Origin of the sequence: Streptomyces atriruber (assembly GCF_001418325.1) — a bacterium.
Classification (GTDB): domain Bacteria; phylum Actinomycetota; class Actinomycetes; order Streptomycetales; family Streptomycetaceae; genus Streptomyces; species Streptomyces atriruber.
Genome location: NZ_LIPN01000372.1, coordinates 1 through 22,699, shown reverse-complemented (window position 1 = coordinate 22,699; position 22,699 = coordinate 1). Strand labels below are relative to the sequence as shown.

Here is a 22,699-nt window from a genome sequence, read left to right as displayed (position 1 = left end):
GACGCCACCCCCACCGCGATGGACCCCGCGCCCTGCACCACGTACAGCACACCCGTGTACGAGGGAGAGCGGCCGAGGCCCTCGACGACCGCGTAGACCGTCGCCCCGCTGATGCCCGAGGTCAGCATCGTCAGGCCGCCCGCCACCACCAGGGGGCGCAGTCGCGCGTGCCCCCACAGGTACCGCGCCCCCTCCGCGGTCCGTGCCCGCAGCGGCGTGCGGTCGGGCACCGGCGCGCTCTCCCGCACCCGCAGCAGCGCGAACATCCCCGCCGCGAGCACGAACGTCACCGCGTCCAGGAGGGCCACCCGGGCGCCTCCGTAGGCGGCGAACAGGCCCGCCCCGGCGAGCGGCGCCACCAGCTTCATGCCTTCGTTCGCGGACATCCGCAGGCCGTTGAAGTCGCCCAGAAGGTCCTTGTCGACGGCCGTCGCGGCCAGGGCGGCCTCCGCGGCGTCGGTGACGACGCCACACGCCCCGTACACCACGAGGACCGCGAAGAGGATCCACAGCCTGCCCCGGCCGTCGACCGTGAACAGGGAGAGCAGCAGCACGGCGAGCGCCAGGTTCGCGGCCACCAGGAGCGGCTTGCGGCGCGTGCGGTCGGCGAACGTGCCGAGCAGCGGGCCCGCCAGGGTGGGCGCCCACAGCGCCAACTGGCAGAGGGCGGCGAGCCCGTCCGACCCCGTGAGCTCCTTCACCCAGATCCCGGAGGCCAGCCACAGCGCGGAGGTCCCGAAGCCCGAGACCACCACGGCGCCCAGGTACAGACCCGCGTTGCGGTCCCGCAGAACGCGTCCGATCGTCGTTGTCATGCCTGGTGATGCTGGTTCCTGAGGCCCCTGCGGGGGTATCGGGCGGTTTCCCTAAGGGTGGCGATGACTTGGCGGCGCGCGACAGGTCTACAAGGGGAGACGTACCGACACCGCCGACTCAGAAGGACCCCCCTCATGTCAGAAGGACCTCTCATGACCGACATGCTCGATCTGGGGCCGCAGGCCCGCCTCGTGGCCCGGATCGCCGAACGCGTCACCGACGAGCAGCTCTCGGCCCCCACCCCCTGCCCCGACTACGCGGTGCGCCACCTCCTCGGCCACCTGATCGGCCTCTCCCACGCCTTTCAGGGGGCCGCCCGCAAGGAGTTCGGGCCGGCGCTGGACACACCGCCGGGGGACTCCCGGCCGGACGTCGCCCCGGGCTGGCGCGCCGAGCTGGCCCAGGCGCTCGCGGGCCTGGCCCGCGCGTGGCGCGACCCGGAAGCCTGGCAGGGCATGACGCGCGCGGGCGGCCTCGACCTGCCCGGCGAGGTCGCGGGCCTCGTCGCCATCGACGAACTCGTCGTGCACGGCTGGGACCTGGCGCGCGCCACCGGCCAGGAGTACGCCCCCGACGAGGCGAGCCTGGGGGCGGCCGAGGCGCTCCTCAAGCCCGCGGGGGACGGCGACGGAGAGGGAGACGGGGGCGAGGGCGGGCTGTTCGGGACGCCGGTCCCGGTGCCCGGTGACGCGCCCCTGCTGGACAGGGTGATCGGACTGAGCGGCCGGGACCCGGGGTGGGCGGCGCTGTCCTGAGCCAGGTATGGATCAGGTAAAGGGTCGGTCCATGGTCTTCAGGTCACCGGGTTGATGCGCGTAGACAGACCTTGACCTGCCCGAACCCTGATGCGGAGACGCAACACATGCGCAAGTCCCTACGCGTGGCCGGCCTGGCCACCGCCTGCACCGTCGCCGGTGCCGCCCTCTACGCCACCGGTGTCGCCAGCGCCGACCAGGCCGGGCCGCGGCCCACCAAGGAGCCCCACAACATAGGCCTCCTCGTCGGTGAGATCGACGAGTACTACGGCGCGTCCCAGGACGCCGACGGCGTCTGGACGTCCTCGCCCGACAGCCCGTACGCCAAGGACCTGGCCCGCATCCAGGCCAAGGCGAAGAAGGACATCAAGAAGGCCGCGCGCAAGGCCCACCACGGGCACGGCGGTCAGGGTGCCCACGGCAAGAAGCCCGCGATCGTCCTCGACGTCGACGACACCGCGCTGCTCAGCTTCGACTATGAGAAGTCCACCAACTTCACGTACAACAAAGACAGTTGGGACGCGTACGTCAAGGCGGCCAAGCGCCCCGCCGTGTTCGGCATGCCCGAGCTCGTGAAGTACGCCAAGAGCCGGGGCGTCGAGGTCTTCTTCCTCACCGGCCTCGCCGAGTCGCAGCGCGAGGGCGCCGTCACCAACCTCGCCAGGGCGGGCTACGAGACGTCGCTCGACCGCACGCACGTGTTCACCAAGAACAAGGCGAACCCCCCGGCCTACCTGAGCCACTGCGCCACGCCGGACGCCTGGAAGTGCGACACCGTCCAGTTCAAGGAGGGCACGCGCAAGCACATCGAGTCGACCGGTTACGACATCGTCGGCAGCTTCGGCGACCAGGTCTCCGACCTCGCGGGCGGTTACGCGGACAAGACGTACAAGCTCCCGAACCCGACGTACTTCGTGGGCTAGTCGCCACGGCGGCCGGGAAGTCGGCACAGCGAGATAGGTTGCAATCCTGACTAGGTCGCCGTACGGTCTAGGTAGCTCAGACGCTCAGGGTTGGGGGACTCACATGACCATCTCGCCGGACTTCTCGGCCGCCTCGACGGCCGTCGCGGCGGTGCTCGCCGCCTATCTGCTCCTCGGTGAGCCGTGGGCCGGTCGGCGGATGTACGGCTCGCTGGCCCGGCGCAGGGACACCGAACCCCGCGCCCTGGTCCGCTACTTCGGCCTGCTCCTCGCCCTGTGGTGGGCCTTCGCCGCCCTCGCCGTCGCGGCCCTGCTGCTCTCGCCCGGCACGGACGCCGCCGACCTCGGCCTCACGGCGCCGGAGCGGCCCGTGTACGCCGTGACCGGAATCCTCCTCGCCGCCGCGATCGCGGTGGCCTCCGGACGGAACTTCCACGACCTCGCCAGGCGGGGCAAGAACGTGCCGGGGCTCGCCGCCATCGAGGCGATGCTGCCGCGCACCGCCGAGGAGCGCAGGCTCGCGATCGCCGTCGCCGTGACCGACGGGCTCTGCGCCGAACTGGTCTACCGCGGCCTCCTCATCGCCTTCGGCGTCGGCGCGCTGGGCCTCGATCTCTATGCGGCGGCGGCCCTTTCGGTCGTGGTCTACGCGCTGGCAGGCTTCTACCAGGGCCGCCAGGGCGTCCTCGTCTTCGCGCTCTTCGGCGCGATGCTCACCTGCCTCTACCTCGCCACGGGCAGCCTCCTGCTCCCCGTCGCCGTGCACGTCATCCTCTCCGCGCGCGATCTGACGCTGCCCGCGCCGGAGAAGCTGCGCGCCGCACCCGCCGCCTGAAGGCAGACCCGGCCCGAACGGCGGACCCGACCCGAAAGGCAGACCTGAAGTGACGACCGACCGCCGTGCCAGCTGGTTCAAGGGCGTCCTCGACCTGCTCGTGCTCGCCGCCCTCACCGACGGCGAGAGTTACGGCTACGAGATCGCCAAGCAGCTCGGCGCCGCGGGCTTCGGGCAGATCAAGGGCGGCACGCTCTATCCCGTGCTCAACCGCCTGGAGGAGGCGGGCCTGGTCGCCGCGGAGTTCCGCGCCACCGAGAAGGGGCCGGGGCGGCGCTACTACCGGCTCACCGACGCGGGGCGGGAGACGCTCGGCGAACAGGGCGGGCTGTGGCTCGCCTTCGACGGATCCGTACGCGAAGTCCTCGCGAAGGCGGGAGTGGAACCACGATGAACACGATGTCCGAGACCAATGCGCAGTACGAGCGGGACGGTTACCTCATCGACCTCGCCGAGCGGCTGCGGGCGCACGGCCTGCCCGCCGACCGCGTCGAGGCGACCGTCACGGACCTCGCCGCCCATCTGGAGGAGTCCGGGGCCGAGGACGCGGAGGCCGAGTTCGGGCCCGCCGACGAGTTCGCCGCCCAGCTGGTACCCGCCACGGGGGAGCGGGCACCGCGGGCGCCGGGCGAGGCGGTGGAGACCTGGCGCTGGACCGCCGACACGTATGTCGACGAGGAGCTCCTGAACCGCTTCGGCGACGAGGGCTGGGAGGTCGAGCGCGTCGACGCGCTCGGCCGCTTCGTCAGCCACCGGGACCCGGCGCAGCCGCAGCGCTGGGAGTACCGGCGCGAGCTGGTCACGCGCGGGCGCGAGCGGCTCGACGAGCGGCTCGCCCCCGACGGCTGGGAGGCCTGCGGGACCTGGGTGGTCTACGCCTGGTTCAAGCGGCCGCGGGCGGCGAGCCTCGGGCCCGCGGCCCGGGTCGAGTCGCCGCCGCCGGTGCCGGAGCGGTCCGGCTTCTTCAGCCGGAAGTTCTACGCGCTGCTTGCCGCGCTCGCCCTCGCGGTGGTCCTGGCGGGCGTCTCGGTGGCCGTCGACGACGGCGAGGCGAGCTCGGGCGCAGGCTTCGTGGTGGGGCTGCTCGCCGGGGCGGGCGCGGTCGCCGCCGTGGTGTGGGCCCTGCAGCTGTGGCGAGGGCGGCGCCGCCCCTGACCCGCGGGGGACGGGTGGGGCGGCGCCTCGGGGACGTCAGGCAGACGAGCGGACGTCAGGCACGAGCGGACGTCAGGCACGCGTGCCAGGACCGGCGGCAGGACTCAGGACTTCAGTGCCGCCGCCATCATCGCCTTCGCGATCGGCGCCGCCAGGCCGTTGCCGCTGACCTCGTCACGCGCCGCGCTCGACGACTCGATCATCACCGCGACCGCCACATCCTTGCCGTCGCTGCCCTTGGCGTACGAGGTGAACCAGGCGTACGGCGTCTTGCTGTTGTTCTCGCCGTGCTGCGCCGTACCGGTCTTGCCGCCCACCGTCGCGCCGCTGATCTTCGCGTTGGTGCCGGTGCCCTTTTCCACGACCGTCTGCATCGCGGACTGCAGGCCCTCGGCGGTCGACTCGTCCATCACGCGCTGGGCGTCGGCGTCGTCGTACTTCTCCAGGACGTCGCCACCGGAGTCGCTGATCTGCGACACCATGTGCGGCTTGGCCAGCAGGCCGCCGTTGGCGATGGCCGCCGAGACCATCGACATCTGCAGCGGCGTCGCCGTCACGTCGAACTGGCCGATGCCGCTGAGCGCGGTCTGCGCCTTGTCCATGTCGGACGGATAGACGCTCTTGGCGGCGCGCACCGGCACGTCGAGCTTGTCGGTGTTGAAGCCCATCTTGTCCGCCATCGCCTTGACCTTGTCCTGGCCCAGGTCGACGGCCATCTTCGCGAAGACGTTGTTGCAGGAGTACTGCAGGGCCGTGCGGATGTCGGCGTTCTCGCAGGGAGCCGACTGGTTCTCGTTCTTGAGGACCGTCCGCGTGCCGGGCAGCGTGTACGGGTTCGGGCTGCTCGTCCTGGCGTCCACCGAGTCGTAGAGCCCGTCCTCCAGGGCCGCCGCCGCTACGACCAGCTTGAAGGTCGAGCCGGGCGGGAGCGGCTGCCGCATCGCGCGGTTGACCATCGGCTTCTCCTTGTCGGTGGTCAGCTCCTGCCACGCCTTGGAGTCCGTGGAGCCGCTGATCTTCGACGGGTCGTACGACGGGGTCGAGACCATGCCGAGGATCTTGCCGGTCTTGGGATCGACGGCCACCGCCGCGCCCTTGGCGTCGCCCAGCGCCTTGTACCCGGCCTTCTGCACCGCCGGATCGATCGTCGTGATCACGTCGCCGGGGTCGGCCCGCTTGTTCGTGAGGGCATCCAGCGGGTTCTTCAGACGGTTGTCGGTGCCGTCCAGCAGGTCCTTGTAGATGCCTTCGAGCTGGGTGGCGCCGTAGACCTGGGAGCTGTAGCCCGTGACGGGTGCGTAGAGGTCGCCGTCCTTGTAGGTGCGTTTGTACGCGAGGTCTCCGCCTGTCGTCCGCTCGGAGCCGGTGATGGCCTCACCGCCCACGATGATGTCGCCCAGCGGGTTCGCGTACTGAGATATCGCGTTCCGCCGGTTCAGCTTGTCGTCCGCGAGAGCCTTCGAGTCGTGGAACTGCACCCATGTCGCCCGCAGCAGCAGGGCGAGCACGAGCAGCAGCGCGAAGACCGAGGCGTGCCTGATCGTCTTGTTCATCCCGTGGGAGGACGAGCGGAGGGAAGGGTTTCGTTCCCTTCTGGCGCGCTTCAGACCGTTTTCTCATCAAGTCCTCATGGGCGGCCGCCGGGAAGCGACAGGGTCAGCCCGTCTTCATGAAACCCGCCTCGTACGCCGCGATCACGGCCTGCGTGCGGTCCCGCGCGCCCGTCTTGGCGAGGACGGACGCCACGTGCGTCTTCACCGTCGCCGCGCCGACGCCCATCCGCCCAGCGATCTCCGCATTGGTCAGGCCCGCCGCCATCAGCCGCAGCACCTCGCTCTCACGGCCGGTGAGCCGCGCCACCCAGGCAGGCGGCGCGGGCTCGGCGCAGCCGTACTCGGCCGCCAGGGCGCGGACCGCCGCGGGAAAGAGCAGCGAGTCGCTGCGCGCGACGAGCCGGACCGCCTGGACGAGCTCGTCCGCGTCCGCCCGCTTGAGCAGGAACCCGGCGGCTCCGGCGCGCAGCGCCTCGTACACGTACGCGTCGTTCTCGAAGGTCGTCACGACGACGACGCGCGGTGGCTGCGACATCGTCTGCAGGATCTGCTCGGTGGCGCGGATGCCGTCGATCTCCGGCATGCGGACGTCCATCAGGACCACGTCCGGCTTCAGGTCCCGGACGACGGAGACCGCCTCGGCGCCCGTCGCCGCCTCGCCGGTCACCTCGATGCCCGGCTCGGCCGAGAGGATCGCGCGCAGCGCGGTGCGCACCATGCGCTCGTCGTCCGCGAGGACGACCCTGATGTCGTTCGCCGTCATTGCTGTCCCTTCAGCGGAAGTCGTACGTCCAGTCGCCACGTCCCGTCGTGGGGGCCCGCGTCGGCCGTGCCGCCGAGGAGCCGGGCCCGGTCGGCGATGCCGCGCAGGCCGTGGCCGCCGCCGGGCCGGGCGGCGGTGGAGCGGGAGGGCAGCGGGTTCTTGGCCGTGACGGCCAGGTCGGGGCCGTCCAGAGCGATGCGCAGGGTGACGGAGGTGTCGTCGCCGCCGTGCCGCAGCGCGTTGCTCAGGGCCTCCTGGACGATGCGGTAGGCCTCGCGGGAGACCAGCGGGGGCAGTGCGCCGGGGTCCATGCCGACCGTGGCCGCCACACGCAGGCCGCCCGCCCGGGTGCGGCGCAGCAGACCGTCGAGGTCGGCGGCGAGCGTGGGCGCGGGCGCCGTCGGACGGGCGGCGCCGTCACCGGTCTCCCGCAGCACGCCGAGCACGGCGTCGAGTTCACCCACCGTGCGGCGCGTGGTGTCCTCGATGGCGGCCAGCGCCTCGCGCACGAACTCCGGGTCGTGGTCCAGGACCCGGCGGGCCGCGCTCGCCTGGAGGGTGACGGCGCTCAGGGCGTGGCCGACCGAGTCGTGCAGCTCGCGTGCCAGGCGGTTGCGCACGGCGAGGTCGGCGGCGCGCTGCTCGGCGGCCGCGAGCCGGTCGGCGGGCGTCGGCCCGAGCAGGCCGGGCGCCCAGCGCGCGAGCAGCCCGCCGGCCGCGGCCGCGCACGCCGCGAGCGCCACCAGCCCGGCGAGGCCGACGAAGGGGGAGAGCGCGAGCCACCAGGGCGCGTCGAAGAAGGCGGGCGCCCCCGAGCCCCGGTCCCGCAGCGCGGGGGCGAACGGCAGCGCGATCAGGAAGCCCGCGAACGGCGGCAGCGCGAGCGACATGCCGCTGACGACCCCACCGAGGCCGAGGTGCAGCGTGAACCACGCGACGGTGCGCCCGCGCGCCGCCCGGGTCCGCGCGGGCCCCTCGGCGAGCGACTCGTCGGGCACCCCGCACAGCGCCCGTACGGCGGCCACCGACATCGGGCGGGTCAGCGGGAACAGCGCGGTGACCGCGGCGAGCGGCAGCCCGACCGCGAACGCGCTGAGCTGGGCGCCGAGCGAGCCGAAGACGTTGCTGTCGCCGAAGAGCGGCCCGACGACGACGGACCCGACGAAGACGTACGGCATGGCGAGGGCGCCGCCGAGGATCAGATGGATCCAGCGGCGGCGCGTCCGGCGCCCGAACAGCGTGGCGGCGAGTGCCTTCACGCCGCGGATCCCGCCCGCTGCCGGAGGAAGCGCGCGCCGAGGACGGCGACGATCGTCCCGATGATCATCTGCACAGCGTAGGTCAGGAGCATCGGGCCGGTGGGCCGGTTCGCGGCGTCGGCGACGGCCGTGAGCGAGCCGAGGAGCAGCCAGCCTCCCCAGCAGGCCACCGCGCCCGAGCCGAGCCAGGCCAGCGCGAGCGGCACCTTGACGGGCAGGCCGCGGCCCCACCGGAGGACGAGGAGCAGGGCGCCGGTGACGGCGAGCGCGGGGTAGAGCGCGCCGAGGGCCTCCAGGACCCGGACGTCCGACGTGAGGTCCTGGGCCCGGGAAGCGTCCAGGCCCGCGGTGGAGCCGCACGCCCACAGCAGGTGCAGGGTGACGGGGAAGAGCGCGAGCACGGCGGCCGCGACCGCGGCGGCGCGTGCGCCGCGGCCGGGGACGTGCGGCAGATCCCCCACCCGGCCGCGCCACAGGTGGCTCCAGCGGTTCCTGGCGTAGCGGACGAACAGGGCGCCGAGGGCGAGGCCCTGGACGATGAAGCCGGTGTAGACGACGCCGAAGACCCAGTCGTGGAGGAAGGGCCGCTCGGGCCCGCCGCTCCCGGCGGAGTCGCCGTCGAGCGCCCCGGCCAGCTGGGTCAGCGGAAATCCGGCCATGATCGGCAGGAGCAGTCCGGTGGCCGCCCACATCGGCGCCGCGAGCAGCCAGGCGGGGGTCCGCAGGCCCCAGGGGCGCGTCAGGAGCAGCGCGAGCACGATGACGGCCGCGTCCATGAGGACGGTCAGGCCGTTGGCGAAGACCATCAGGGCGCGGTGGTCGAGCAGCGGGCTGCCCTCGGGGATCCCGAGGCGGCTGCCGGAGATCCAGACGACCTTGAGGGCGAGGTACGGGGCGCAGGCGGCGAGGGTCACGAGGCGCAGGACGCGGCCGGTGCGGCCGAGGGGCCGGGCAGCGGGCGCCGCGGGCGTGGCCGTCGCGGAAGGGGAGACGGCGGGAGAGGCGGGAGCGGGGGACGAGGGGGTCAGGGTCCTGGACATGTCTCAACGCTCCCGCCGCGGCGCCCGCGCCACGTCCCGCGCCGCGACGATCCGCCTCCGCCGCGCGGCGGAGCTCAGCCGCCGTGCAGGACGAGGACGACCTCGTCGATCTCCGCTCCGCGGGCCGGGGCATAGCCCCGTTCCTTCGCGGAGATCCGGAAGCCGCACTTCTCCAGGACCCGTATCGAGGCCGTGTTGTCCGCCGCCGCGCGGGCGTACAGCGGGCGCTCCGGCTCCAGCTCCAGGAGGCCGCGCAGTGCCGCGGTGGCGAGGCCCCGGCCCCAGTACGCACGGTCGATCCAGTACGTGACCTCGCGCTCGCCCGGCGCCCCGTACACCCCCGCGTTCCCCACCACGTCGCCGTCCGCGAGGACCGTGCGGATGGCGACGTCGGCGGAGGTCCGCATCTTCGTCCAGTGCGCCTCGAAGGCGTCGTGGTCGGTCGGGTCCTCGGGGGTGAAGGCGGCCATGTGGCTCGACTCGGGATCGTTCATCTGCCGGAAGAAGACGGGCAGATCGCTGTCGTGGACTTCGCGCAGACTGACATCCATGGCTCAGAGCCTACGAGTCGCCAGTGACAGCCGGTCGCGCGCGTCGAAGAGCGCGTCCTTCACCATCTGCTCGTGCGCGGGCGTGAGCCGCGCCACCGGCACCGAGCAGCTGATCGCGTCCCGCGCGGGTGTGCGGTAGGGGATGGCCACGCCGAAGCAGCGCAGGCCGAGCGTGTTCTCCTCGCGGTCCACCGCGAAGCCCTGCTCGCGCACCGCGTGCAGTTCCTCGATGAGCTTCTCGCGGTCGGTGATGGTGTGCTCGGTGAGCGCGGGCAGCGTCTGCGGGAGCAGCTTGCGGACCTGCTCGTCGGTGTGGGTGGCGAGCAGCGCCTTGCCGAGCGAGGTGGAGTGCGCGGGGAGGCGGCGGCCCACGCGCGTGAAGGGGCGCAGGTAGTGCTGCGACTGGCGGGTGGCGAGGTAGACGACGTTCGTGCCGTCGAGCCGCGCCAGGTGGATGGTCTCCGTGGTGTCGTCGGAGAGCCGGTCGAGAGTGGGGCGTGCGGCGGCCACGACCTCGTCGCCGTCGATGTACGACGTGCCGACGAGCAGGGCGCGCACCCCGATGCCGTACCGCGTGCCGGTCGCGTCCGTCTCCACCCAGCCGAGCTCCACCAGGGTGCGGAGCAGCATGTAGAGGCTCGACTTGGGATAGCCGACGGCTTCCTGGACCGCGGCCAGGGAGTGCATTCCGGGACTGCCCGCGAAGTACTCGAGCAATTCCACCGTCCGCACCGCGGACTTGACCTGCGCGCCGCCTCCGGTCTCGCCAGCCGACATCGCCCTTGACCCCTTAGAACGCCGAGAAATAGTCTCCGAAGTCCCCGCCATTCATCAACGAAGACAGCGTTCAGCATATCGAACGGCCCTGGTGAGTGGCATACCTCTGGAAAGGGAATCCGCGGTGGCAGCAGCACCAGTCTGGAGTGTCGACCCCCGAACCGGGAAGCAGCGCGAGCAGGTTGCGGTGGAAGCCACAGCCGAAGAGGTCGACCTCGCGGTCCGCGCCGCGGGCGACGCCGCCTCGGCGCTCGCCGACCGCACGGTCCGCGCCGCCTTCCTGCGCACCGCGGCGGACCTCCTCGAAGAGGCCAAGGACCACCTGGTGGAGGCCGCGGACGCGGAGACCGCGCTCGGCCCCGTCCGGCTCACCGGGGAACTCGCCCGCACCTGCTACCAGTTGCGCTCCTTCGCGGACATCGTCGACGAGGGCGCCTTCCTCGGCATCGTCATCGACCACCCCGACGCCTCGGCGACCCCGCCCGTCCCCGACCTGCGCCGCTACAAGATCCCGCTCGGCGTCGTCGCGGTCTACTCCGCGTCCAACTTCCCCTTCGCCTTCTCCGTGCCCGGCGGCGACACCGCCAGCGCCCTCGCCGCGGGCTGCCCCGTCGTGGTCAAGTCCCACCCCGACCACCCCGGCACCTCCGAGCTGGTCGCCTCCGTGCTGCGCAGGGCCGCCGTCCGGCACGGCATCCCCGAGGGTGTCCTCGGCCTCGTGCACGGCTTCGACGCGGGCGTCGAACTCGTCGGGCACCCGCTGGTCTCCGGCGCCGGTTTCACCGGCTCCGTCCGCGGCGGGCGCGCCCTCTTCGACGCGGCCGCCGCCCGGCCCGTGCCGATCCCCTTCCACGGCGAGCTCGGCTCCCTCAACCCCGTCGTCGTCACCGAGGCGGCGGCCGCCGAGCGCGGCGAGCAGATCGGCACCGGGCTCGCGGGCTCGATGACGCTCGGCGTCGGCCAGTTCTGCGTCAAGCCGGGCCTCGTCCTCGCCCCCGAGGGCGCGGGCGGCGACCGGCTCGTGAAGTCCCTGACCGAGGCGGTCAGCAACACCGAGGCCGGGGTGCTCCTCGACCACCGGATGCGGGACAACTTCGTCGCCGGGGTGCGCGAGCGCGCCGGGCTCCCCGACGTGGACGCGCCGGTGACCCCCGGCGCGGGCGGCGAGCACACCGTCAGCGCGGGCTTCCTCACCGTCCCGGCCGCGCGCCTCGCCGCCGAGGGGGCGCACGACCTGCTCCTGGAGGAGTGCTTCGGCCCGGTCACCGTCGTCGCGCGCTACGCCGACGACGCGGAGATCACCGCCGTCCTCTCCCGGCTGCCCGGCAACCTCACCGCCACCGTGCAGCTGTCGTCGGACGAGGCGGCGGGGCGGAGCGGCCGGGGCGCCGAGCTGCTCGCCGAACTCACCCCGCTCGCCGGCCGCGTCCTCGTCGACGGCTGGCCCACGGGCGTCGCCGTCGCCCCCGCCCAGCACCACGGCGGCCCCTACCCCGCGACCACGTCGACCTCGACGTCCGTGGGCGGCACGGCCGTCGAGCGCTGGCTGCGGCCGGTCGCGTACCAGAACACCCCCGAGGCGCTGCTCCCGCCGGAGCTGCGTGACGCCAACCCGCTGGGACTGCCCCGGCGTTACGACGGGCGCCTGCAACACTGAGCCCATGGACGTCACGATCCCCGAACTGCCCTACCCGCTGCGCACCTACGGCCCCGACGGGCACTGGTCCCACGAGGACGGTGTGCTCACCGGGTGGGCGGGGCCCCGCCAGGACCGCTTCGTGCCGCCGACGGGTGCCGTGCTGGAGCCCGCCTCCGACGCGCCCCGTCTCCTCGGCGCCCCCGAGGGCGACTTCCAGCTGATCGCCCGCGTCACGGTCGGCTTCGCCGCCGCCTTCGACGCGGGCGTGCTGTACCTGCACGTGGGGGAGCGGGAGTGGGCCAAGCTCTGCCTGGAGCGCTCCCCGGACGAGCCCACGATCTGCACGGTCGTCACCCGCGGCCACTCGGACGACGCCAACGCCTTCGTGGTGGACGGCAGCAGCGCCTGGCTGCGCATCAGCCGTACGGGGGCGGCGTTCGCGTTCCACGCGTCGACGGACGGCGAGCGGTGGACGTTCGTGCGGATCTTCTCGCTCGGCGACGAGGAGTCGGCGGGCGCCGCGCTGGTCGGCTTCATGGCGCAGTCGCCCGTCGGCGAGGGCTGCGTGGTGACGTACGACCACATCGAGTTCCGCCCCAACTGGCCGAAGGGGCTGCGCGACGGCTCGTAGGGCCCAGGGCCTGTCCGGCGGGTCAGGGCGCGGGAGTGTGGCGTCCACCTTGCGGTGCCGGTGAGCGGGATCTGGTGCGTGCAGCGGCAAGGCGGAGGAGGGCGGCAACGCGACGGGGGTGCCCCCCTGCTCGGGCGAAGTCTCGGGCTCGGGGGAGTTGGCAACCGACGACAACGCGGCAGATGGGCGTGCCGGGCCCCGTGCCCCGCGCCATGATCCGCCGGACAGGCCCTACAGCGGGATGCGGGTGCCGGTCGCGGCCGAGCGTTCGATCGCGTCGAGGAGCCGCTGGCGCCGGACCGCGTGCGCGAAGTCCGGCGCCGACGCGCCGCCTCCGGTCAGGTCGCCGAGGATCCGCGCGTACTGCGCCCCCACGTTGTACGCGGGCAGCCCGCGCAGCTCCTCGATGGCCGGGACGTCGAAGTAGCGCTCGGGCACGGGGAGTTCGGCGACGTCGGTGTCCGTGCCGCGCCCGCCCCGCACGGTCGTGGCCGCCTGCTGGAGATGGCCCGAGTCCCCCGTGATCACGAGATCGCCCTCCGTGCCGTTGATCTCCCAGTGGAAGTCCGTGCCCCGCGAGAGCCCGGCCCGGAAGTGCACAGAGGCGACGGCTCCCGAGGCGAGCCGCCCGCCCACCGCGATCTGGTCGTCGACCGTCATGGCGGCCGGGCGGCCCGTGCCCTCCTCGTGCACCACGGGGCGCCGGGTCGCCAGGGTCGCGGAGACCTCGGTGAACTCGCCGAGCACCATGGAGACGGCGTCGATGGTGTGGCCGAAGGGGATGGTCAGCATCGTCCCGCCGTTCCGCCGGTCCAGGAGGTACTCCCCGGCCGGCTCGAAGACGGGACCCCAGCGCCGCCCCGACGCCACGAGGCTGGTCGACAGGACCTCGCCGACGTAGCCGTCCGCCACGAGATCGCGGACGAACCGCACCGCGGGCGCCGAGCGGGCCTGCAGCCCCACGAACGTCCGCACCCCCGCCCGGTCCGCGGCCGCCGCCAGCTCCTCGGCCTCGGCGAGGCCGTTGCCGAGCGGCCACTCGGAGAGCACCGCCTTGCCCCCGCCGAGCGCGCCCAGGACCACCTCGCGGTGCAGCGGCACCCGCACGCTCACCACGACGAGATCGACCTCGTCGCTGCGGACGAGCTCCGCGGTCGAGCCGAAGGCCAGCGGCACCCCGTACCGCTCGGCCGCGGCCCGCGCCGAGGCGTCGCCGGACGCGGACAGCGCGCGCAGCTCGTACCCGTCGAGCAGGGTCAGCGCGGGGACGTGGGAGTGCGGCGCCCAGCCGCCACGGGCGGAGAGGCCGACGATGCCGACACGGACGGGAGCGGGGAAGGAGTTCATGATCGGCACGGTAGGAGGGGCGCCCTGGTCACCCGCAAGGGACATAACTATATTTTGGAAACCATGACTGGTCAGACGCCCGGCGACCGCCCCACCCGGCACGACATCTACGGCCTGCTCTGCCCCGGCCGCGCGATCTTCGAGCTGCTCGTCAACAAGTGGACCGGCCTCGCCATCACCGCCCTGGAGGACGGGCCGCGCCGCTTCGGAGAGCTCCGCCGCAAGCTGGAGGGCGTCAGCCCGAAGGTGCTCACCCAGACCCTGCGCCGCCTGGAGGACCACGGCCTGGTGACCCGCACGGTCCACGCCGAGGTACCGCCGCGCGTCGAGTACGAACTGACCGAACTCGGCCGCGGCGCCCTGGAACCCCTCGCCCACCTGCGCACCTGGATCAGGACGAACACGGGAAAGTTCGCGGTGGGGGAGTGAGCCCGGGGGAATGCGGTGCTTTGCCCGTACGTTGACGCGATGTGCGGAGGCCCCCTCCGCACCGACCTGACGTACGACCTGAAGAGAGCCTTACACATGCGCGTCGAGATCTGGAGCGACATCGCCTGCCCCTGGTGCTACGTGGGCAAGGCCCGCTTCGAAAAGGCCCTCGCCGCCTTCCCGCACCGTGACGGCGTCGAGGTCGTGCACCGCTCCTTCGAGCTGGACCCGGGCCGCGCCAAGGGCGACACCGGCCTCGTCCTGCCGATGCTGATGCAGAAGTACGGCATGAGCGAGGACCAGGCCCGCGAGGGCGAGCGGCGGCTCGGTGAGAACGCGGCCGCTGAGGGCCTCGAGTACCTCACCGAGGGCCGCGACCACGGCAACACCTTCGACATGCACCGCCTGCTGCACTTCGCCAAGGAGCAGGGCAGGCAGGACGAGCTGATCGGTCTGCTCTACCGCGCGAACTTCGCCGAGGAGCGGTCCGTCTTCGCGGACGACGCACGCGTGGTGGAGCTCGCCGTCGAGGCGGGCCTGGACGCGGACGAGGTGCGGGCCGTCCTCGCCGACCCCGAGCGGTACGCCACCGAGGTCCGCGCCGACGAGCGCGAGGCCGCGGAGCTGGGCGCGAACGGCGTGCCGTTCTTCGTCCTCGACCGCAAGTACGGCATCTCCGGCGCCCAGCCCGCCGAGGTCTTCACCCAGGCCCTGGAGCAGGCCTGGGGCGAGCACGCGCCGCTCACCACCCTGGCGTCGGCCGACGACGGCGACGCGTGCGGGCCCGACGGATGCGCGGTTCCGCAGTCCTGAAACGCCGCATAGGTTGATCCCCATGGAGTCCATGGGGATCAACAACGGCACGGAATTCGCTCCCACATCGACGTATCTGAACACCGCCAGCTGCGGTCTGCTGCCCCGCCGGGCCATCGACGCGGTCCGCGCGCTCGCGGCCGAGAGCGGCGAAGGACGGCCGGGCGGGGCGGGCGACTTCGAGGTGGTGGACGAGGCGCGGGCCGCCTTCGCCCGGCTCGTCGGGGTGGCGGAGAGCCGCGTGGCGACCGGCAGTTCGGTCGCGGTGCACGCCGGGCTGATCGCCGCCTCCCTGCCGCCGGGCGCCGAAGTCCTCGCGCCCGAGGACGAGTTCGCCTCGATCGTGAACCCCTTCGTGCTGCGCGGCGACCTCAAGATGCGGTACGCGCCGCTGGACGCGCTCGCCGCGGCGGTCACGCCCACGACGGCCCTCGTCTCCTTCTCGGCCGTCCAGTCCGCCGACGGCCGCACCGCCGACCTGCCGGCCGTCCGCGCGGCGGCGGCCGCCCACGGCGCACGCACCCTCCTCGACGCGACACAGTCGACGGGCTGGCTGCCGCTGGACGCGGACGCGTACGACTACACCCTCACCGGCGCCTTCAAGTGGCTGCTCTGCCCGCGCGGGGTGTCCTTCCTGACGGTGCGCGAGGACGCCCAGGAGTCCCTGGCCCCGCTGCACGGCGGCTGGCTCGCCGCCGCCGACACCTGGAACTCCACCTACGGCCCGGTCACCGAACTCGCCCACGGCGCACGCCGGTTCGACGAACCGCCCGCCTTCCTCGCCTACCACGGGGCCGCCGCGGCCCTCTCCCTGATCGAGGAGACCGGCGTCGACGCGATCCACGCCCACGGCACGGCGCTCGCCGCCCGCTACCGCGCGGGACTCGCCGCGCTCGGCCACGCGCCCGTGCCGGGCACCGCACCCATCGTCTCCGTGCCCGGACTCGCCGACCGCGCGCCCGAGTTGACCCGGGCGGGCATTCTGACCTCGGCGCGGGCGGGACACCTGAGGGCTGCGTTCCACCTGTACAACACCGAGGCGGATGTGGACCGGCTCCTCGACGTGCTGTCGGGCTGAGGCCTGGCGCGGCGGGCCGCGGGGAGTCAGGCTTGGCAGCACGATGCGGCAGCACGATGCGGCCGCGCGAGGTGGTGGTGCCGGTGGAGCCGTCCGCCGAGAGGCCGGGCACGTCGGATTTGCCGTCCGGCACCGGGAGGAAGCCCGTCGACGCCGAGCTGCACCGGCGGCTCGTCTACGGCGAGGAGGCGGCGCTCGCCGAGGTCTATGCCGCGTACGGCGTGCTCGTGCACCGCGTCGCCCGGCGCGTCACCCGCAACCACGCCGCCGCCGAGGACGTGGCCCAGGAGGTCTTCGCCCACTTGTGGTCCAGGCCCTACGCGTTCGACGCGCGCCGCGGCAGCCTGCGGGGCTGGCTGGCCATGCTCGCCCACCGGCGCGCCGTGGACTGGGTGCGCGGCGAGGAGCGGCACCGCAAGGCCGTCCACGCCGACGAGGCGTCCCTGCGGTCGGTGCGGGCGTCGGACCCCTCCCCGGACGAGGCGATCCTGGAACAGGAACGCTCCCTGCTGCTGCACTCCGCCCTCGCCCGGCTCCCGCTGCCCCAGCAACAGGTGGTGCACCTCGCCTACTTCGCCGGTCGCACCTACCGCCAGGCCGCCGTCGAACTCGGCATCCCCGAAGGCACCGCGAAGACCCGCCTGCGAACGGCCCTGCGCACCCTGGCCGAGACCCTCGCGGAACCACCCCTGCGAGGTGAGCACCCATGACCAGTCCCCACGAAGAGGTCCGCGACCTGCTCGGCGCCTGGGCCCTCGACGCCCTCATGCCCGGCGACGAGGGCATCGTCGTACGGCACTTGGGGGAGTGCGAGCACTGTGCCGTGGAGGCCGTGCGGCTGCGGGCCACCGTGCGGCACCTGGACGGCCCCGACGCGTCCGTCCCGGAGCCGGACGCGGCCCCCGGCCCGCACGGCCTCTCCCTGGCCCTGCGCAGCCGCGCCCCCGCCCTGCGCACCGCCCCGCACGCCGCGCCCTACGCCGCCGCGGTGGCCGGACTCCAGGCGCTCCTCGCGGAGCTCGACGAGCACGGGCCGTGGGGGACGCCGGTCGTGCACGACTGGGACGTACACGACACCGTCGCCCATCTGGTCGCCGCGGACGAACCCCTCGCCCGGCTCCTGGGCCGGAACGGGCGCGGGCCGGTGCTGTCCGCGCAGTCCGTGGGATCCGCTGACGCCACGCCGGAGTGCACGTCCTCGGTGGACGGGGCGTCGCCGTGGCGGGTCGCCTGGGAGGCGCGCACCCGCGAGGCGATCCGCCGCGAACGGGCCCGCACACCCGCCCAGACCGTCTCCACGTGGCGCAACCAGGCCGCCGGGCTGCTCTCGTCCCGGGCCGCCCACGACACCGAACTCGCCTCCCGTGCCACGCTGTTGAACGGGGTGCGGCTGCCCGTCGCCGACCACTTCCTGGCCCGCGCCTTCGAGTCCTGGGTGCACGCCCAGGACATCGGCGGCGCCCTCGACCGGGTGGTGCCCCCGCCGCCCTCCCCGCACCTGTGGCAGCTCGTCCGGTTCGCCGTCCGCATCCTCGGCCCGGCCCTCGGGCCTCAGGCGCCGCCCGTCGCGCTCACCGTCGCCGGGGAGGGCGGCGAGACGGAGTGGGTGCTCGGCAGCGCGGACGACCCGGTCCGTGCCGAGCTGGTGATGGACCCCGTCGACTTCTGCCTGCTGGTGGGCGGCCGCCGCACCCCTGAGCGGGTGCCGCGCGGCACGACGGGCGACGAATCCGCGGCCCGCAGGGTCCTGAACCGGGCGGCGTCCCTGTCCTGGCTGTAGCCCGGAGCCCGGAGGCGGGAGTCCCTCAGGCCCGGTTCTTGCGCTCCGGGCAGTCCTCCGTCTGCTTGCAGAGGTTCGTCTCGACCTTCGCGAGCAGCCGCGCGAGGTCCGCGCGCTCGGTTTCGTCCAGGCCCGCCAGCGTGTGGCCCTCCAGCTCGCCCCAGGCGCGCTCCACCTGCGCGAGCAGCCCGCAGCTCGCCGCGCTGGCCTCGACGAGGACGGCACGGCGGTCGGCCGGGTCGGGGCGGCGCCGCACGTGTCCGGCCTGCTCCAGGCGCTGCAGCATCTTGGTGACCGTCGAGGGGTCGAGGTCGACCGCCTTGATCAGCTCGGACTGCCGCACCGCGCCCGCCTCCCACAGGTGCATCATCACGAACTCCTGGCCGGGGTAGAGGCCGAGCCCCTTCAGCACCTTGCCCGCGGCGATGCGGTGCAGCCGGGCCACCCGGCTGACGGCGAGACTGACGGGTCCCGCGTCGGCCACACCGGACGCCCCGGGCGTACAGACGGGGTCGGCCGGGGGTGCCTGGACGGTGTCGGCCTTCATCGCGCGCTCCTGTTGTCCTGCTGTCGCTGACCAGATCTACGAGAAGTTTACCTTGGTCGGCCAATGAATGGGTTACAGTGGCTCTCGGCGCGAATGATTGGCCGACCACATATTCCAGTCCGGGAGTTCTGATGACCACCGCATTCGACCCGATCAACCTGTCCGGCATCCAGCTCGGCAACCGCATCGCCATGGCCCCCATGACCCGAAGCCGCGCCGGTGAGGGCGGTGTGGCCACCGACCTGACGGTGGCGTACTACACCCAGCGCGCTTCCGCCGGGCTGATCGTCACCGAGGGCATCCAGCCTTCCGTGGTCGGCCAGGGATATCCGGACACGCCGGGTCTGCACAGCGACGAGCAGATCGCCGCCTGGCGCAAGGTCACCGACGCGGTGCACGCGGCCGGCGGCACGATCTTCGCCCAGCTCATGCACGCGGGCCGCGTCGGCCACCCCGTCCTGCTGCCCGACGGACTGATCAATGTCGCCCCGTCGCCCGTCGCGGCGGACGGGCAGGTCTACACCGCGGAGGGCCCCAAGGACTTCATCACCCCGCGCGAGCTGACCGACGCCGAGATCCGCGCCACCATCGACGACTTCGCCACCGCCGCCCGCAACGCCATCGAGGCGGGCTTCGACGGCGTCGAGCTGCACGGCGCCAACGGCTATCTGATCCACCAGTTCCTCGCGCCCGGCTCCAACCGCCGCACCGACGAGTGGGGCGGCCCGGCCGAGAACCGCATCCGGTTCGCCGTCGAGGTGGCCGCGGCCGTCGCCGAAGCGATCGGCGCCTCCCGCACCGGCTTCCGCGTCTCGCCCGGCAACCCCTCCAACAGCATCTCCGAGCCCGACCCGGAGACGACCTACACCGCGCTCGCGAAGGAACTGGCCGCGCTCGACCTCGCGTACCTGCACGTCATGGAGGTCGGCGACGTCCGCGAGCTCTCCGTGCGGCTGCGGCAGGACTTCGGCGGCACGTTCCTCCTGAACCCGCACACCGACGGGCCCACCGGCCCCGAGGCGCTGGCCCTGGTCGAGGACGGCACCGCGGACCTCGTCACGTTCGGCGCGCTGTTCCTGGCCAACCCCGACCTGCCGGCCCGTCTGAAGGCCGGGGGCCCGTACAACACACCGGACCGGGCGACGTACTACGGCGGCACTGAGCAGGGCTACACGGACTACCCCGCGCTGTGACCCACGTGCCGTGACCCACGGCGAACGGCCCGACCCCCACCGGGGGCCGGGCCGAACTCGCTTGCGTGCTACGTCACTTCACCGGGGTGAAGTCCCGCGCCCCGATGTACTCGGGCCGGCGCACCGGCGCCGAGAACGGCTCCACCGCCGTGTTCTCCACGCTGTTGAACACGATGAAGACGTTGCTGCGCGCATACGGGGTGATGTTGTCCCCCGAGCCGTGCATGGCGTTGCAGTCGAACCAGGTGGCCGAGCCTGCCTCGCCCGTGAAGAGGCGTATGCCGTGGTCGGACGCGAGGTGCGTGAGCGTCTCGTCCGACGGGATGCCCGCGTCCTGCATCTGCAGCGACCGCTTGTAGTTGTCCTTCGGCGTGGCGCCCGCACAGCCGAGGAACGTCTTGTGCGACCCCGGCATGATCATCAGACCACCGTTGGTGTCGTGGTTCTTCGTCAGCGCGATGGACACGGAGACGGTCCGCATGTTCGCCAGACCGTCCTCCGCGTGCCAGGTCTCGAAGTCCGAGTGCCAGTAGAACCCGGTGGCACCGAAGCCCGGCTTCACGTTGATCCGCGACTGGTGGACGTACACGTCCGAGCCGAGGATCTGCCGCGCCCTGCCGACGACGCGCGGGTCCGCCGCCAGCTTGCCGAAGACCTCACTGATCCTGTGCACCTCGAAGATCGACCGGATCTCCTGGGAACGCGGCTCGACGATGGAGCGATCGTTCTCGCGCATCGCCGGATCGTTGATGAGCCGCTCCAGCTCGGCGTGGTACACGCGCACTTCGTCCGGGGTGATCAACTGGTCGATCGCCAGGAAACCGTCCCGCTCGAACCCGGCCAGATCCCCGGCCGTGATCGGCCCCGCTGCACCCGGCTCGGACCACACGACGGGGTCCTTGCGCTCGATCAGCACCTCTTCGGCGCCTCGGGTCGGGTACAGGTCACTGGTGCGTTCGGGTGCGGTGGTCATGGTGTTGCCTGCCTCTCCTCTCGTACGGCCCTGTTCGGGATGTATGTGGTGTCAGTCCTCGTCCGGCTCCGTGAGCAGCGGGTACACGCCGTTCTCGTCGTGGTCCTCACGACCCGTGACGGGCGGGTTGAAGACACAGATGCAGTGGAAGTCCTCCTTGATCCGCATCGTGTGCTTCTCGTGCCCGTCGAGCAGGTACATGGTGCCCGGCGTGATCGTGTACTTCTTGCCGGTCGTGTCGTCGGTCAGCTCCGCCTCACCCTTGGTGCAGACGACGGCCTCGATGTGGTTCGCGTACCACATCGACGTCTCCGTGCCCGCGTACAGGATGGTCTCGTGGACGGAGAAGCCCACCCGCTCCTTGGCGAGGACGATGCGCTTGCTCTCCCAGGTGCCCGAAGCGGCCTTCACATGCCGGTCGGTGCCTTCAATGTCCTTGAACGAACGGACGATCACGGTGAGTTGGTTCCTTTTCTCTTACGGTGCCGGGGCTCGGTAGGGCGCAGGCTCAGGCGGACTCGCGTACCGCACGGGCCAGCGTGCGCAGCCCCTCGTCCAGCTCGTCGGGGGTGATCGTCAGCGCCGGAAGGAGCTTGACGACCTCGCCCTCGGGGCCGGAGGTCTCGATGAGCAGGCCCAGTTCGAAGGCCCGCTTCGCCACGGCGCTCGCGCGGTCCTTGTCGTGGAACTCGACGCCCCAGACCATGCCGCGGCCGCGCCACTCCTTGATGGCCGGGCGGTTCTCCTCGACGATCGAGGTCAGCGCCTGCTCGATCTGCTCGCCGCGGGCGCGGGTCTGCTTCTCCATCGCCGGGCCGTCGGTCCAGTAGGTCTCCAGGGCGGCGGCGGCCGTCACGAACGCGGGGTTGTTGCCGCGGAACGTGCCGTTGTGCTCGCCCGGCTCCCAGACGTCCAGCTCCGGCTTGAAGAGGCAGAGCGACATGGGCAGGCCGTAGCCGCTGATGGACTTCGACACCGTCACGATGTCCGGCGTGATGCCCGCCTCCTCGAAGGAGAAGAACGCGCCGGTGCGGCCGCAGCCCATCTGGATGTCGTCGACGATGAGCAGCATGTCCCAGCGCTCGCACACGTCGGCGAGCTTGCGGAGCCACTCGGCGCGGGCGACGTTGATGCCGCCCTCGCCCTGCACCGTCTCGACGATCACGGCGGCGGGGGTGTTCAGCCCCGAGCCGGAGTCCTCCAGGAGGCGCTCGAACCAGATGAAGTCGGGGGTCCGGCCGTCGAGGTAGTTGTCGAACGGCATCGGGGTGCCGTGCACCAGCGGGATGCCGGCGCCGGCGCGCTTGAACGCGTTGCCGGTCACGGCGAGCGAGCCGAGCGACATGCCGTGGAAGGCGTTCGTGAACGACACGATCGACTCGCGGCCCTTGACCTTGCGGGCCAGCTTCAGCGCCGACTCCACGGCGTTGGTGCCCGTCGGGCCCGGGAACATGACCTTGTACGGCAGGTCGCGCGGCCGCAGGATGACGTTCTGGAAGGTCTCCAGGAAGGCACGCTTCGCGGTCGTCGACATGTCGAGACCGTGCGTGACGCCGTCCCGCTCGATGTAGTCGATCAGGGCGCGTTTCAGGACCGGGTTGTTGTGGCCGTAGTTGAGCGAACCGGCTCCGGCGAAGAAGTCGAGGTACTCGTGGCCGTCCTCGTCGTACATGCGGCTGCCCTGCGCGCGGTCGAAGACCGTAGGCCAACCGCGGCAGTAGCTGCGCACCTCCGACTCCAGGGTCTCGAAGACGCTCAGGTCGGGCTGGGTGATGGTCACAGCAGATCTCCTGGGAGATGGAAAGGCGTGGGAGGTGGGGGGAGTTGCGAGTGGTTCGGGTG

The 22,699-nt window shown here is 72.5% G+C and carries 25 protein-coding genes; 13 read left to right on the top strand and 12 right to left on the bottom strand.

Annotated elements, in window-relative coordinates; all coding sequences use genetic code 11:
- On the bottom strand, positions 1–815 hold an 815-nt coding region (locus tag AOK03_RS32585), incomplete at its 3' end, for an MFS transporter (RefSeq protein ID WP_055568984.1).
- A 153-nt stretch (positions 816–968) separates the two neighbouring features.
- On the opposite strand from AOK03_RS32585, the gene AOK03_RS32580 reads away from it, so the two are divergent.
- The 5 genes from AOK03_RS32580 (at position 969) to AOK03_RS32560 (ending at position 4,484) form a co-directional block, all read left to right on the top strand.
- Complete coding sequence (locus AOK03_RS32580; RefSeq protein ID WP_055568983.1) at positions 969–1,571, top strand: TIGR03086 family metal-binding protein; 603 nt, start codon at positions 969–971, stop codon at positions 1,569–1,571.
- A gap of 107 nt (positions 1,572–1,678) precedes the next feature.
- On the top strand, positions 1,679–2,494 hold the full coding sequence (locus AOK03_RS32575; protein ID WP_055568982.1) for an HAD family acid phosphatase: 816 nt from the start codon (positions 1,679–1,681) through the stop codon (positions 2,492–2,494).
- A 103-nt stretch (positions 2,495–2,597) separates the two neighbouring features.
- Positions 2,598–3,329, top strand: coding sequence for a CPBP family intramembrane glutamic endopeptidase (locus AOK03_RS32570; protein WP_055568981.1), 732 nt, complete (start codon positions 2,598–2,600; stop codon positions 3,327–3,329).
- A gap of 49 nt (positions 3,330–3,378) precedes the next feature.
- Positions 3,379–3,723, top strand: coding sequence for a PadR family transcriptional regulator (locus tag AOK03_RS32565; RefSeq protein WP_055568980.1), 345 nt, complete (start codon positions 3,379–3,381; stop codon positions 3,721–3,723).
- Positions 3,724–3,728: 5 nt separating this feature from the next.
- Positions 3,729–4,484 carry a hypothetical protein gene (locus AOK03_RS32560; protein WP_063792625.1) on the top strand — a complete coding sequence of 252 codons (756 nt, stop codon included), beginning with the start codon at positions 3,729–3,731 and terminating at the stop codon, positions 4,482–4,484.
- 104 nt (positions 4,485–4,588) lie between these two features.
- Here the strand turns inward: AOK03_RS32560 and AOK03_RS32555 are convergent, their stop codons facing one another.
- The 6 genes from AOK03_RS32555 to AOK03_RS32530 all read right to left on the bottom strand — a co-directional run bounded on the left by AOK03_RS32555 (position 4,589) and on the right by AOK03_RS32530 (position 10,427).
- On the bottom strand, positions 4,589–6,037 hold the full coding sequence (locus tag AOK03_RS32555; RefSeq protein ID WP_055568978.1) for a penicillin-binding transpeptidase domain-containing protein: 1,449 nt from the start codon (positions 6,035–6,037) through the stop codon (positions 4,589–4,591).
- A 103-nt stretch (positions 6,038–6,140) separates the two neighbouring features.
- Positions 6,141–6,800, bottom strand: a complete 660-nt coding sequence (locus AOK03_RS32550; RefSeq protein WP_055568977.1) for a response regulator transcription factor — start codon at positions 6,798–6,800, stop codon at positions 6,141–6,143.
- Complete coding sequence (locus AOK03_RS32545; RefSeq protein ID WP_055568976.1) at positions 6,797–8,059, bottom strand: sensor histidine kinase; 1,263 nt, start codon at positions 8,057–8,059, stop codon at positions 6,797–6,799. The genes AOK03_RS32550 and AOK03_RS32545 overlap by 4 nt, the downstream gene beginning before the upstream one ends.
- Positions 8,056–9,099 (bottom strand): hypothetical protein, encoded by a 1,044-nt coding sequence (locus AOK03_RS32540; protein ID WP_055568975.1) that lies wholly within the window; start codon positions 9,097–9,099, stop codon positions 8,056–8,058. The genes AOK03_RS32545 and AOK03_RS32540 overlap by 4 nt, the downstream gene beginning before the upstream one ends.
- Before the next feature lie 74 nt (positions 9,100–9,173).
- Positions 9,174–9,650, bottom strand: a complete 477-nt coding sequence (locus AOK03_RS32535) for a GNAT family N-acetyltransferase (protein ID WP_055568974.1) — start codon at positions 9,648–9,650, stop codon at positions 9,174–9,176.
- Positions 9,651–9,653: 3 nt separating this feature from the next.
- On the bottom strand, positions 9,654–10,427 hold the full coding sequence (locus AOK03_RS32530) for an IclR family transcriptional regulator (protein ID WP_055568973.1): 774 nt from the start codon (positions 10,425–10,427) through the stop codon (positions 9,654–9,656).
- A 124-nt stretch (positions 10,428–10,551) separates the two neighbouring features.
- On the opposite strand from AOK03_RS32530, the gene AOK03_RS32525 reads away from it, so the two are divergent.
- Together AOK03_RS32525 and AOK03_RS32520 are read left to right on the top strand one after the other, a co-directional pair.
- A complete protein-coding gene (locus AOK03_RS32525) occupies positions 10,552–12,084 on the top strand; it encodes an aldehyde dehydrogenase (NADP(+)) (RefSeq protein WP_079075092.1) in 1,533 nt (510 codons plus the stop codon).
- Between the two features lie 4 nt (positions 12,085–12,088).
- Positions 12,089–12,697: a DUF1349 domain-containing protein gene (locus AOK03_RS32520; protein WP_055568971.1), complete on the top strand. Its 609-nt coding sequence runs from the start codon at positions 12,089–12,091 to the stop codon at positions 12,695–12,697.
- Positions 12,698–12,928: 231 nt separating this feature from the next.
- Here AOK03_RS32520 and AOK03_RS32515 read toward each other — a convergent pair whose 3' ends face one another.
- A complete protein-coding gene (locus AOK03_RS32515; RefSeq protein ID WP_055568987.1) occupies positions 12,929–14,044 on the bottom strand; it encodes a Gfo/Idh/MocA family protein in 1,116 nt (371 codons plus the stop codon).
- A gap of 63 nt (positions 14,045–14,107) precedes the next feature.
- On the opposite strand from AOK03_RS32515, the gene AOK03_RS32510 reads away from it, so the two are divergent.
- The 5 genes from AOK03_RS32510 to AOK03_RS32490 all read left to right on the top strand — a co-directional run bounded on the left by AOK03_RS32510 (position 14,108) and on the right by AOK03_RS32490 (position 18,144).
- Complete coding sequence (locus AOK03_RS32510) at positions 14,108–14,473, top strand: winged helix-turn-helix transcriptional regulator (RefSeq protein ID WP_055568970.1); 366 nt, start codon at positions 14,108–14,110, stop codon at positions 14,471–14,473.
- A gap of 96 nt (positions 14,474–14,569) precedes the next feature.
- On the top strand, positions 14,570–15,286 hold the full coding sequence (locus AOK03_RS32505) for a DsbA family oxidoreductase (RefSeq protein WP_055568986.1): 717 nt from the start codon (positions 14,570–14,572) through the stop codon (positions 15,284–15,286).
- 22 nt (positions 15,287–15,308) lie between these two features.
- A complete protein-coding gene (locus AOK03_RS32500) occupies positions 15,309–16,364 on the top strand; it encodes an aminotransferase class V-fold PLP-dependent enzyme (protein WP_055568969.1) in 1,056 nt (351 codons plus the stop codon).
- 71 nt (positions 16,365–16,435) lie between these two features.
- A complete protein-coding gene (locus AOK03_RS32495) occupies positions 16,436–17,074 on the top strand; it encodes an RNA polymerase sigma factor (RefSeq protein WP_055568985.1) in 639 nt (212 codons plus the stop codon).
- Positions 17,071–18,144, top strand: coding sequence for a maleylpyruvate isomerase family mycothiol-dependent enzyme (locus tag AOK03_RS32490; RefSeq protein ID WP_055568968.1), 1,074 nt, complete (start codon positions 17,071–17,073; stop codon positions 18,142–18,144). The genes AOK03_RS32495 and AOK03_RS32490 overlap by 4 nt, the downstream gene beginning before the upstream one ends.
- Positions 18,145–18,169: 25 nt before the next feature.
- On the opposite strand, the gene AOK03_RS32485 is transcribed toward AOK03_RS32490, so the two are convergent.
- Positions 18,170–18,691, bottom strand: coding sequence for a MarR family winged helix-turn-helix transcriptional regulator (locus AOK03_RS32485; RefSeq protein WP_055568967.1), 522 nt, complete (start codon positions 18,689–18,691; stop codon positions 18,170–18,172).
- A gap of 131 nt (positions 18,692–18,822) precedes the next feature.
- Between AOK03_RS32485 and AOK03_RS32480 the strand changes: the two genes are divergently transcribed.
- On the top strand, positions 18,823–19,884 hold the full coding sequence (locus AOK03_RS32480) for an alkene reductase (protein WP_055568966.1): 1,062 nt from the start codon (positions 18,823–18,825) through the stop codon (positions 19,882–19,884).
- 73 nt (positions 19,885–19,957) lie between these two features.
- Here AOK03_RS32480 and thpD read toward each other — a convergent pair whose 3' ends face one another.
- Genes thpD through ectB form a run of 3 tightly spaced genes read right to left on the bottom strand, consistent with a single transcriptional unit; the run spans position 19,958 to position 22,637 of the window.
- Positions 19,958–20,857: an ectoine hydroxylase gene (gene thpD / locus AOK03_RS32475; protein ID WP_055568965.1), complete on the bottom strand. Its 900-nt coding sequence runs from the start codon at positions 20,855–20,857 to the stop codon at positions 19,958–19,960.
- A 51-nt stretch (positions 20,858–20,908) separates the two neighbouring features.
- Positions 20,909–21,313: an ectoine synthase gene (locus tag AOK03_RS32470; protein WP_055568964.1), complete on the bottom strand. Its 405-nt coding sequence runs from the start codon at positions 21,311–21,313 to the stop codon at positions 20,909–20,911.
- A 52-nt stretch (positions 21,314–21,365) separates the two neighbouring features.
- Positions 21,366–22,637 carry a diaminobutyrate--2-oxoglutarate transaminase gene (ectB, locus tag AOK03_RS32465; protein WP_055568963.1) on the bottom strand — a complete coding sequence of 424 codons (1,272 nt, stop codon included), beginning with the start codon at positions 22,635–22,637 and terminating at the stop codon, positions 21,366–21,368.
- Positions 22,638–22,699: the final 62 nt, after the last annotated feature.

Coding starts and splice junctions, on each gene's coding strand:
- AOK03_RS32555 (WP_055568978.1), bottom strand. CDS start 6,037: ATGAACAAGACGATCAGGCACGCCTCGGTCTTCGCGCTGCTGCTCGTG.
- AOK03_RS32530 (WP_055568973.1), bottom strand. CDS start 10,427: ATGTCGGCTGGCGAGACCGGAGGCGGCGCGCAGGTCAAGTCCGCGGTG.
- AOK03_RS32480 (WP_055568966.1), top strand. CDS start 18,823: ATGACCACCGCATTCGACCCGATCAACCTGTCCGGCATCCAGCTCGGC.
- AOK03_RS32570 (WP_055568981.1), top strand. CDS start 2,598: ATGACCATCTCGCCGGACTTCTCGGCCGCCTCGACGGCCGTCGCGGCG.
- AOK03_RS32575 (WP_055568982.1), top strand. CDS start 1,679: ATGCGCAAGTCCCTACGCGTGGCCGGCCTGGCCACCGCCTGCACCGTC.
- AOK03_RS32510 (WP_055568970.1), top strand. CDS start 14,108: ATGACTGGTCAGACGCCCGGCGACCGCCCCACCCGGCACGACATCTAC.
- AOK03_RS32505 (WP_055568986.1), top strand. CDS start 14,570: ATGCGCGTCGAGATCTGGAGCGACATCGCCTGCCCCTGGTGCTACGTG.
- AOK03_RS32515 (WP_055568987.1), bottom strand. CDS start 14,044: ATGAACTCCTTCCCCGCTCCCGTCCGTGTCGGCATCGTCGGCCTCTCC.
- AOK03_RS32550 (WP_055568977.1), bottom strand. CDS start 6,800: ATGACGGCGAACGACATCAGGGTCGTCCTCGCGGACGACGAGCGCATG.
- thpD (WP_055568965.1), bottom strand. CDS start 20,857: ATGACCACCGCACCCGAACGCACCAGTGACCTGTACCCGACCCGAGGC.
- AOK03_RS32535 (WP_055568974.1), bottom strand. CDS start 9,650: ATGGATGTCAGTCTGCGCGAAGTCCACGACAGCGATCTGCCCGTCTTC.
- AOK03_RS32560 (WP_063792625.1), top strand. CDS start 3,729: ATGTCCGAGACCAATGCGCAGTACGAGCGGGACGGTTACCTCATCGAC.
- AOK03_RS32485 (WP_055568967.1), bottom strand. CDS start 18,691: ATGAAGGCCGACACCGTCCAGGCACCCCCGGCCGACCCCGTCTGTACG.
- AOK03_RS32540 (WP_055568975.1), bottom strand. CDS start 9,099: ATGTCCAGGACCCTGACCCCCTCGTCCCCCGCTCCCGCCTCTCCCGCC.
- AOK03_RS32490 (WP_055568968.1), top strand. CDS start 17,071: ATGACCAGTCCCCACGAAGAGGTCCGCGACCTGCTCGGCGCCTGGGCC.
- AOK03_RS32580 (WP_055568983.1), top strand. CDS start 969: ATGACCGACATGCTCGATCTGGGGCCGCAGGCCCGCCTCGTGGCCCGG.
- AOK03_RS32500 (WP_055568969.1), top strand. CDS start 15,309: ATGGAGTCCATGGGGATCAACAACGGCACGGAATTCGCTCCCACATCG.
- AOK03_RS32520 (WP_055568971.1), top strand. CDS start 12,089: ATGGACGTCACGATCCCCGAACTGCCCTACCCGCTGCGCACCTACGGC.